9 protein-coding genes, 1 pseudogene and 1 CRISPR repeat array (1 of these 11 running past the window's edge) are annotated in these 10,273 nt (G+C 50.9%); of the genes and pseudogenes, 7 read left to right on the top strand and 3 right to left on the bottom strand.

The window, feature by feature from the left end; translation table 11 throughout:
* Positions 1-68: IS1 family transposase (locus FTE26_RS19990; RefSeq protein WP_004209611.1), on the top strand; the 68-nt coding region annotated here is incomplete at its 5' end.
* A 16-nt stretch (positions 69-84) separates the two neighbouring features.
* Here the strand turns inward: FTE26_RS19990 and FTE26_RS19985 are convergent.
* Positions 85-375 (bottom strand): annotated as a pseudogene (locus tag FTE26_RS19985) (aquaporin); the annotation flags it as partial.
* Between the two features lie 425 nt (positions 376-800).
* Here FTE26_RS19985 and FTE26_RS19980 point away from each other — a divergent pair.
* Positions 801-2,459 carry an ATP-dependent endonuclease gene (locus tag FTE26_RS19980; protein ID WP_000599806.1) on the top strand — a complete coding sequence of 553 codons (1,659 nt, stop codon included), beginning with the start codon at positions 801-803 and terminating at the stop codon, positions 2,457-2,459.
* Here the strand turns inward: FTE26_RS19980 and FTE26_RS19975 are convergent.
* Complete coding sequence (locus FTE26_RS19975; protein ID WP_001355621.1) at positions 2,456-3,412, bottom strand: VirK/YbjX family protein; 957 nt, start codon at positions 3,410-3,412, stop codon at positions 2,456-2,458. The two genes, FTE26_RS19980 and FTE26_RS19975, sit on opposite strands and share 4 nt — an antisense overlap.
* A gap of 150 nt (positions 3,413-3,562) precedes the next feature.
* Here FTE26_RS19975 and macA point away from each other — a divergent pair, with 150 nt between their 5' ends.
* Positions 3,563-4,678, top strand: a complete 1,116-nt coding sequence (gene macA, locus FTE26_RS19970) for a macrolide transporter subunit MacA (protein WP_000746460.1) — start codon at positions 3,563-3,565, stop codon at positions 4,676-4,678.
* The gene (macB, locus tag FTE26_RS19965; protein WP_000188140.1) at positions 4,675-6,621 is read left to right on the top strand and encodes a macrolide ABC transporter ATP-binding protein/permease MacB; all 1,947 of its coding nucleotides are present in this window, start codon (positions 4,675-4,677) and stop codon (positions 6,619-6,621) included. The genes macA and macB overlap by 4 nt, the downstream gene beginning before the upstream one ends.
* Positions 6,622-6,693: 72 nt before the next feature.
* Here the strand turns inward: macB and cspD are convergent, their stop codons facing one another.
* A complete protein-coding gene (gene cspD / locus FTE26_RS19960; RefSeq protein ID WP_000410785.1) occupies positions 6,694-6,918 on the bottom strand; it encodes a cold shock-like protein CspD in 225 nt (74 codons plus the stop codon).
* A 149-nt stretch (positions 6,919-7,067) separates the two neighbouring features.
* Here cspD and yljB point away from each other — a divergent pair, with 149 nt between their 5' ends.
* From yljB to clpA, 3 genes are all read left to right on the top strand, one after another.
* Positions 7,068-7,142, top strand: coding sequence for a protein YljB (yljB, locus tag FTE26_RS19955; RefSeq protein WP_001406719.1), 75 nt, complete (start codon positions 7,068-7,070; stop codon positions 7,140-7,142).
* 98 nt (positions 7,143-7,240) lie between these two features.
* Positions 7,241-7,561, top strand: a complete 321-nt coding sequence (clpS, locus tag FTE26_RS19950) for an ATP-dependent Clp protease adapter ClpS (RefSeq protein WP_000520781.1) — start codon at positions 7,241-7,243, stop codon at positions 7,559-7,561.
* 30 nt (positions 7,562-7,591) lie between these two features.
* Positions 7,592-9,868, top strand: a complete 2,277-nt coding sequence (clpA, locus tag FTE26_RS19945) for an ATP-dependent Clp protease ATP-binding subunit ClpA (protein WP_000934041.1) — start codon at positions 7,592-7,594, stop codon at positions 9,866-9,868.
* Between the two features lie 212 nt (positions 9,869-10,080).
* A CRISPR array of direct repeats spans positions 10,081-10,273; the repeat unit is 28 nt; unit sequence GTTCACTGCCGTACAGGCAGCTTAGAAA (it continues 135 nt past the right edge of the window).

Raw genomic sequence — 10,273 nt, 5'->3', positions numbered from 1 at the left:
TCTCAAAATCGGTGGAGCTGCATGACAAAGTCATCGGGCATTATCTGAACATAAAACACTATCAATAAGTTGGAGTCATTACCGCGCCGCTGCAACAATACCGCCGACAACCTGGGCAATTACGTAGCCAACGACTTCTTTTGCCGGAAAACGTCCGCCAGCCCATAAACCAATAGTGACCGCCGGGTTAAAATGACCACCAGAAATATGACCAACAGCAAAGGCCATCGTCAGAACGGTCAGACCGAACGCCAACGCCACGCCGGCAAAACCAATGCCTAATTCCGGGAAGCCTGCGGCCAGTACAGCACTACCACAGCCACCAAAAACAAGCCAGAAAGTACCAAAACATTCAGCTGCTAATTTTCTGAACATATCCACCTCAATTAAAAATTGACCCTGTGAAAAATATGGTCGTTTTATAGGGTCGTCGTAAAAAAGTGACGACGGAAATAATGCGCGGCTATTTTAAAAACGAAGGCGAGTCATTCACCAGATAAATAAATCCAGTAAATTTGATTTAGGGCAACAGCGGGTTGCCCCATATAGTCATTTGTCTGATTGACAGTGTAGTGCAAGCAAAAGATTTAATCCTTTAGGCGTAATAAAAAATAATTTATCATGCTAATTATTTGATTTTGTTGTTTTTGCAGACTTATCAGCAAGAGGGAGTATAACGCGATTATTCGCTCATTTTTCAGACATTTGCCATGCTTAAATGTGATGTCATCACGTATTAGCAAGGCCTTTCCCGTTATACTGCCAGCGTAAAGGATAAGTCACATATTTCTGGAGGGGATATGATTCTTGAGCGCGTTGAAATTGTGGGTTTTCGCGGTATCAACCGTTTGTCGTTGATGCTGGAACAAAACAACGTCCTGATTGGGGAGAACGCGTGGGGTAAATCCAGCTTGCTGGACGCCTTAACCCTGCTGCTATCGCCAGAATCAGATCTCTACCATTTTGAGCGCGACGATTTCTGGTTCCCGCCGGGAGATATCAACGGGCGAGAACATCATCTGCATATTATTTTGACCTTCCGCGAATCGCTGCCAGGCCGACATCGGGTTCGCCGTTATCGGCCGCTGGAAGCGTGCTGGACGCCATGCACCGATGGCTATCACCGTATTTTTTATCGTCTGGAAGGGGAGAGTGCGGAAGACGGCAGCGTGATGACACTGCGCAGTTTTCTCGATAAAGACGGACATCCGATTGATGTCGAGGATATTAACGATCAGGCACGCCATCTGGTGCGTTTAATGCCGGTGCTGCGCTTGCGTGATGCCCGTTTTATGCGCCGTATTCGTAACGGCACGGTGCCAAATGTCCCCAATGTGGAAGTCACCGCGCGCCAGCTCGATTTCCTCGCCCGTGAGTTGTCCTCACATCCGCAAAATCTCTCTGATGGACAGATTCGTCAGGGACTTTCCGCAATGGTGCAGTTGCTTGAGCATTATTTCTCTGAGCAGGGGGCTGGACAGGCGCGATATCGTTTAATGCGGCGGCGGGCCAGCAATGAGCAACGAAGCTGGCGCTATCTGGATATCATCAACCGGATGATTGACCGACCTGGAGGGCGCTCGTATCGGGTTATTTTGCTCGGCCTGTTTGCAACTTTATTGCAGGCAAAAGGCACATTGCGACTGGATAAAGACGCCCGTCCATTGTTGCTGATTGAAGATCCAGAAACCCGTTTACACCCCATTATGCTTTCAGTTGCCTGGCATCTGTTGAATCTTCTGCCATTGCAGCGCATTGCCACCACCAACTCGGGTGAGTTGCTTTCGTTAACTCCAGTGGAACATGTTTGCCGCCTGGTGCGTGAATCTTCTCGTGTTGCCGCCTGGCGTCTGGGGCCAAGTGGCTTGAGCACCGAAGACAGCCGCCGCATCTCTTTTCACATTCGTTTTAATCGTCCGTCATCGCTGTTTGCTCGCTGCTGGTTGCTGGTGGAAGGGGAAACGGAAACCTGGGTTATCAATGAACTGGCGCGTCAGTGCGGACATCATTTTGATGCCGAAGGGATCAAGGTCATTGAGTTTGCCCAGTCCGGGCTAAAGCCACTGGTTAAATTTGCCCGCCGAATGGGGATTGAATGGCATGTACTGGTCGATGGCGATGAAGCAGGGAAGAAATATGCCGCTACGGTACGCAGCCTGTTGAATAACGATCGGGAAGCCGAACGAGAACATTTAACGGCGTTACCGGCGCTGGATATGGAACATTTTATGTATCGCCAAGGATTTTCCGATGTGTTCCACCGCGTGGCGCAAATCCCGGAAAATGTACCGATGAATCTGCGCAAAATTATCTCGAAAGCGATCCATCGCTCTTCCAAACCCGATCTTGCCATTGAAGTGGCAATGGAGGCCGGACGTCGTGGTGTGGACTCCGTACCGACGCTGCTGAAAAAAATGTTCTCACGCGTGCTGTGGCTGGCGCGCGGTCGCGCGGATTAACCGCGAAACATCGTGGCCATTTGTGGCTGAATAGCGTCGAGCATCTCATAGCGCCGACGGTATTCAGCCCGTTTTTTACTGGCGATTTCGGCAATCTCTTTTCGTGCTATCTGTGCTGGAAGGCGGTAATGGCGTTCAGCATCACATACGCCGCCAACCGATTCCCAGAAAGCGTTGTAATCGGCATGGATCTTGCCTTCTTTATCACGATAACGCAGGCTGCGGTAAATATGCGTTTCATTGCTGACGGCAATAATCTGCTCTACCTGCAAACGTTGGGCAAACAGACAGGCCGCTTCCATCACGAGGCGTTTGGGAAATAGCCCGTGGCAGGCTTTCGTCGCATTCTGGATTTCCTGATGTGGAATTTCCCATTTTGCGCCTTGCAGTCCGCCAATAAACATCGTTCTTTTCCCCTGATATTCACACAGGGTAAACGTGATCTCTGCCAGAGGAATACCTTCGCTGTTGCGAAACAGGATTGTGCTGTCACCTTCTTTATCCATTGAGATCATCATGGTCAGCTCAAGCGTGAACTGCTCGCCGTTTTTGCCTTCCAGCTTCGCCAGTTGCAGCCCGGGGGTATTCAAATATAAGCTGAATTCTTCCGCCGACATACATCCGCGGAGTAACGCATAATGGTAACGTAACGCCTCCAGCAATTGCTTACGGCTAAGATTCGCCGCAAGGTAAGGGCGATGCAGACGCACAGGCAGTCGCGGTTGGCGCGTTAACAACACATTGAGATTAGGCCAGTGGGAAAGTTCGTTCATCCACTCAACGCTTAAACGCGGCATAATCAACGAGCGCAGCAAAAATTTCTGGCGAAAACTACGGCGATGCCAGAATTTACCCGGCCGACACTGTCCACGTGCCAGACTAAGAAAAAGTGACAGGCTGCTGAGAGATTCAGATGGCGTAAAGGTCCGTTCAGTTAGCTGCGACATATTCATGAAATCAATGGTTATACATGACGTCGATTTCACCATTGCGTATCTTAACCAAACATCAATAGTGTGATTACTAACGTAAATTTTATGGTTTTGTTGATATTTCGTTGAAGTTAATGACCCGGATTGGCATATGGAGTATTCAGAATATTTATGAAAAAGCGGAAAACCGTGAAGAAGCGTTACGTTATTGCGCTGGTGATAGTCATCGCCGGACTGATTACGTTGTGGAGAATTCTTAACGCACCCGTGCCGACTTATCAGACGCTGATTGTGCGCCCCGGTGATTTACAGCAAAGCGTGCTGGCGACCGGAAAGCTGGACGCGCTGCGTAAGGTTGACGTGGGCGCGCAGGTCAGCGGTCAGTTGAAAACTCTGTCGGTGGCGATTGGCGATAAAGTAAAAAAAGACCAGCTTTTAGGGGTTATTGATCCTGAACAGGCTGAAAACCAGATTAAGGAGGTCGAAGCAACGCTGATGGAGCTACGTGCGCAGCGGCAGCAGGCGGAAGCGGAGCTGAAACTGGCGCGGGTGACGTATTCCCGTCAGCAACGTCTGGCACAAACGCAGGCTGTTTCACAGCAGGATCTCGACACCGCCGCGACGGAGATGGCTGTGAAACAGGCGCAAATTGGCACCATTGACGCGCAAATCAAGCGCAATCAGGCTTCTCTCGATACGGCTAAAACCAATCTCGATTACACTCGCATCGTTGCCCCGATGGCCGGGGAAGTCACGCAAATCACCACTCTGCAAGGCCAGACGGTGATTGCCGCACAACAAGCACCGAACATTCTGACGCTGGCAGATATGAGCACCATGCTGGTAAAAGCGCAGGTTTCTGAAGCGGATGTAATCCACCTGAAGCCGGGGCAAAAAGCCTGGTTTACGGTGCTTGGCGATCCACTGACGCGCTACGAGGGGCAAATCAAGGATGTACTACCGACGCCGGAAAAGGTTAACGACGCTATTTTCTATTACGCCCGTTTTGAAGTCCCCAACCCCAATGGTTTGCTGCGGCTGGATATGACTGCGCAAGTGCATATTCAGCTCACCGATGTGAAAAATGTGCTGACGATCCCTCTGTCGGCGTTAGGCGATCCAGTTGGCGATAATCGTTATAAAGTCAAATTGTTGCGTAATGGTGAAACACGCGAGCGTGAAGTGACGATTGGCGCACGTAACGATACCGATGTTGAGATTGTCAAAGGGCTTGAAGCGGGCGATGAAGTGGTGATTGGTGAGGCCAAACCAGGAGCTGCACAATGACGCCTTTGCTCGAATTAAAGGATATTCGTCGCAGCTATCCTGCCGGTGATGAGCAGGTTGAGGTGCTGAAGGGCATCAGCCTCGATATTTATGCGGGTGAGATGGTCGCGATTGTTGGCGCTTCGGGTTCCGGTAAATCGACCCTGATGAATATTCTCGGCTGTCTGGATAAGGCCACCAGCGGCACCTATCGCGTCGCCGGTCAGGATGTTGCCACGCTGGACGCCGATGCGCTGGCGCAACTGCGCCGCGAGCATTTCGGCTTTATTTTCCAGCGTTACCATTTGCTTTCGCATTTAACCGCCGAGCAGAACGTTGAAGTACCCGCCGTCTATGCTGGTCTTGAGCGGAAACAGCGACTGCTTCGTGCCCAGGAGTTGCTGCAACGGCTGGGGCTGGAAGACCGTACAGAGTATTATCCGGCACAGCTTTCGGGTGGTCAGCAACAGCGCGTCAGCATCGCGCGGGCATTGATGAACGGTGGTCAGGTAATTCTTGCCGATGAACCAACCGGCGCACTGGACAGCCATTCTGGCGAAGAGGTGATGGCGATCCTGCATCAGCTGCGCGATCGTGGGCATACGGTGATTATCGTCACCCACGATCCGCAGGTCGCTGCTCAGGCCGAGCGGGTGATCGAAATTCGCGACGGCGAAATTGTGCGCAATCCTCCCGCCATTGAAAAAGTGAATGTTGCTGGCGGGACGGAGCCTGTTGTCAACACGGTGTCTGGCTGGCGGCAGTTTGTCAGCGGTTTTAACGAGGCGCTGACGATGGCATGGCGGGCGCTGGCAGCGAATAAAATGCGTACTTTACTGACCATGCTGGGGATTATTATCGGTATTGCGTCGGTGGTTTCCATTGTCGTGGTGGGTGACGCCGCCAAACAAATGGTGCTGGCGGATATTCGTTCTATTGGTACGAATACTATTGATGTCTATCCCGGGAAAGATTTTGGCGATGACGATCCGCAATATCAGCAGGCGCTGAAGTACGACGACTTAATCGCCATCCAAAAACAACCGTGGGTCGCCTCAGCCACACCTGCCGTCTCGCAAAACCTGCGCCTGCGTTATAACAATGTTGATGTTGCTGCCAGTGCCAATGGCGTGAGCGGCGATTATTTTAATGTCTATGGCATGACCTTCAGTGAAGGAAACACCTTTAATCAGGAGCAGCTGAACGGTCGTGCGCAGGTCGTGGTTCTCGACAGTAATACTCGCCGCCAGCTTTTCCCCCATAAAGCAGATGTGGTTGGCGAGGTGATTCTGGTCGGCAATATGCCCGCCAGAGTCATTGGTGTGGCGGAAGAAAAACAGTCGATGTTTGGTAGCAGTAAAGTGCTGCGTGTCTGGCTACCTTACAGCACGATGTCCGGGCGAGTTATGGGCCAGTCGTGGCTGAACTCCATTACTGTCAGGGTAAAAGAAGGATTTGACAGCGCCGAGGCGGAACAGCAACTCACGCGTTTACTTTCACTGCGCCACGGAAAGAAGGATTTCTTTACCTGGAACATGGACGGCGTCTTGAAAACTGTTGAAAAGACCACACGTACTTTACAACTGTTTCTGACGCTGGTGGCGGTGATTTCGCTGGTGGTGGGCGGTATTGGTGTAATGAATATTATGCTGGTGTCAGTGACCGAGCGGACGCGGGAAATTGGCATTCGCATGGCTGTAGGTGCGCGAGCAAGCGATGTTTTGCAACAGTTCCTGATCGAAGCCGTACTGGTTTGCCTGGTCGGTGGCGCGTTGGGAATAACACTGTCACTGTTAATTGCTTTCACCTTGCAGCTTTTCTTACCCGGCTGGGAGATTGGTTTTTCACCGTTGGCACTGCTGCTGGCGTTTCTCTGCTCGACGGTCACCGGGATTTTATTTGGATGGTTACCCGCACGAAATGCGGCACGACTGGATCCAGTAGATGCTCTGGCACGAGAGTAATTTTTGAGATAAAAATGCCAGCCGATCGGGCTGGCATTTTGCCTTTAGGATGTACACAATGAGACAGAAGAGCTATGCGACTGCCGCTTCTACTTCGACGGGCACAATAACACTGGCGTGATTGCCTTTTGGCCCCTGGTGGACATCAAACTGAACGGATTGTCCAGCTTTTAGCGTTCTGTAACCATCCATCTGAATGGTGGAATAATGAGCGAAAATATCTTCGCCGCCGCCTTCAGGGCAGATGAAACCAAACCCTTTGGCATTGTTGAACCACTTAACAGTACCCTTTTCCATGCTTCGACATCCTTCGCAAATCTTATACAAGTAAGATGGAATAAACCGGGGTCAGAGAGGGGGCTGTTCAAAACCTCGCCAACTCTAGAAATACAATTTAGAGAATTAGGGCGAGCCGTCAAGCGTTTGACAGGGGCCAGGGGGCAGGTATGAATCAAAAATTTGAAGCAGTTAACGCTATTGACAGGAATGTGACAGATGTCGCTGATGCCAACGATAGATGATAGTTATCTATCATGTGGAGTAGATTGGTCAGGCAAATAAGCTCTTGTCAGCGGCAGGGCGTTCTGCCGATAACCGTAACCGAAGATGATAACTGACAATGGGTAAAACGAACGACTGGCTGGACTTTGATCAACTGGCGGAAGAAAAAGTTCGCGACGCGCTAAAACCGCCATCTATGTATAAAGTGATATTAGTCAATGATGATTACACTCCGATGGAGTTTGTTATTGACGTGTTACAAAAATTCTTTTCTTATGATGTAGAACGTGCAACGCAATTGATGCTCGCTGTTCACTACCAGGGGAAGGCCATTTGCGGAGTCTTTACCGCCGAGGTTGCAGAAACCAAAGTGGCGATGGTGAACAAGTACGCGAGGGAGAATGAGCATCCATTGCTGTGTACGCTAGAAAAAGCCTGAATGCAGGCATAAAAATTGGGGGAGGTGCCTATGCTCAATCAAGAACTGGAACTCAGTTTAAATATGGCTTTCGCCAGAGCGCGCGAGCACCGTCATGAGTTTATGACCGTCGAGCACTTGTTACTGGCGCTGCTCAGTAACCCATCTGCCCGGGAGGCGCTGGAAGCGTGTTCTGTGGATTTGGTTGCGCTCCGTCAGGAACTGGAAGCCTTTATTGAACAAACCACACCCGTTCTGCCTGCCAGTGAAGAGGAGCGCGACACACAGCCGACGCTGAGTTTTCAGCGTGTACTGCAACGTGCGGTCTTCCATGTCCAGTCCTCCGGTCGCAATGAGGTTACCGGTGCAAACGTTCTGGTCGCTATCTTTAGCGAACAGGAGTCGCAGGCGGCATATCTGTTGCGTAAACATGAAGTCAGCCGTCTCGATGTGGTGAATTTTATCTCTCATGGCACGCGTAAAGACGAGCCGACACAGTCTTCTGATCCTGGCAGCCAGCCAAACAGCGAAGAACAAGCTGGTGGGGAGGAACGTATGGAGAATTTCACGACGAACCTGAATCAGCTTGCGCGCGTGGGCGGAATCGACCCACTGATTGGTCGTGAGAAGGAGCTGGAGCGTGCTATTCAGGTTCTCTGCCGTCGCCGTAAAAACAACCCGCTGCTGGTGGGGGAATCTGGTGTCGGTAAAACCGCGATTGCGGAAGGTCTTGCCTGGCGAATTGTTCAGGGCGATGTGCCGGAAGTGATGGCTGACTGTACGATTTACTCTCTCGATATCGGTTCTCTGTTAGCGGGCACTAAATATCGCGGCGACTTTGAAAAACGTTTTAAAGCGTTGCTCAAGCAGCTGGAGCAGGACACTAACAGCATCCTGTTTATTGATGAGATCCACACCATTATCGGTGCGGGTGCAGCGTCTGGTGGCCAGGTTGATGCGGCTAACCTGATCAAACCGTTGCTCTCCAGCGGTAAAATTCGCGTAATTGGTTCGACAACCTATCAGGAGTTCAGCAACATTTTCGAGAAAGACCGTGCTCTGGCGCGTCGCTTCCAGAAAATTGATATTACTGAACCGTCGATCGAAGAAACTGTTCAAATCATCAATGGCCTGAAACCGAAGTATGAAGCGCACCACGACGTGCGTTATACCGCAAAAGCGGTGCGTGCAGCGGTAGAGCTGGCGGTGAAATACATTAACGATCGTCATCTGCCGGATAAAGCCATTGACGTTATCGACGAAGCGGGCGCTCGCGCACGCCTGATGCCGGTAAGCAAACGCAAGAAAACCGTTAATGTGGCGGATATTGAGTCCGTGGTGGCCCGTATTGCGCGCATTCCAGAGAAGAGTGTTTCTCAGAGTGACCGCGATACCCTGAAAAACCTCGGCGATCGCCTGAAAATGCTGGTCTTCGGTCAGGATAAAGCCATTGAGGCGCTGACTGAAGCCATTAAGATGGCGCGTGCAGGTTTAGGTCACGAACATAAACCGGTCGGTTCGTTCCTGTTTGCCGGCCCTACCGGGGTCGGGAAAACAGAGGTGACGGTACAGCTTTCGAAAGCTTTGGGCATTGAGCTTCTGCGCTTTGATATGTCCGAGTATATGGAACGCCATACCGTCAGCCGTCTGATTGGTGCGCCTCCGGGATACGTTGGTTTTGATCAGGGCGGTTTGCTGACTGATGCGGTCATCAAGCATCCACATGCGGTGCTTCTGCTGGACGAAATCGAGAAAGCGCACCCAGACGTGTTCAATATTCTGTTGCAGGTGATGGACAACGGTACGCTGACCGATAACAACGGACGCAAAGCAGACTTCCGTAACGTGGTGCTGGTGATGACCACCAATGCCGGGGTACGGGAAACTGAGCGCAAATCCATTGGTCTTATCCACCAGGATAACAGCACCGATGCGATGGAAGAGATCAAGAAGATCTTTACACCGGAATTCCGTAACCGTCTCGACAACATTATCTGGTTCGATCATCTGTCAACCGACGTGATCCATCAGGTGGTGGATAAATTCATCGTCGAGTTGCAGGTTCAGCTGGATCAGAAAGGTGTTTCTCTGGAAGTGAGCCAGGAAGCGCGTAACTGGCTGGCCGAGAAAGGTTACGACCGGGCAATGGGCGCTCGTCCGATGGCGCGTGTCATCCAGGACAACCTGAAAAAACCGCTCGCCAACGAACTGCTGTTTGGTTCGCTGGTGGACGGCGGTCAGGTGACGGTTGCGCTGGATAAAGAGAAAAATGAGCTGACTTACGGATTCCAGAGTGCACAAAAGCACAAGGCGGAAGCAGCGCATTAATCTGATTGTTAGGTAGGTTGGTCAAGTCCGTAATCTCGAAAGAGGTTACGGACTTTTTGTTTATGGGGTGGAGGAGGTTCAGACCCTTTTTTTAATGATGATGGTAAGTTGTTGATAATTAGTGCTGCGGGAAGGTAAGGATAAAAAAGGGTGCTGCAGGAGAATGGGATGGTTTTGCTTTATTAACAACGGGCTAAACGTGTAGTATTTGAGTTCACTGCCGTACAGGCAGCTTAGAAAACATCATGAACGCGCAGCAATATGCCGCAATTGTTCACTGCCGTACAGGCAGCTTAGAAACGGCAGAAAAACCGGTCGCGCTAATGGAGAAAGTTCACTGCCGTACAGGCAGCTTAGAAAGCCGCAACTCACAATAACAGAATCACAAATTAGTTCACTGCCGTA

This window comes from Escherichia sp. S10b (genome assembly GCF_028421345.1).
Classification (GTDB): Bacteria; Pseudomonadota; Gammaproteobacteria; order Enterobacterales; family Enterobacteriaceae; genus ECMA0423.
Note: the sequence above shows the minus strand (reverse complement) of the source record. Positions and strands in the feature narration are given on the sequence as shown.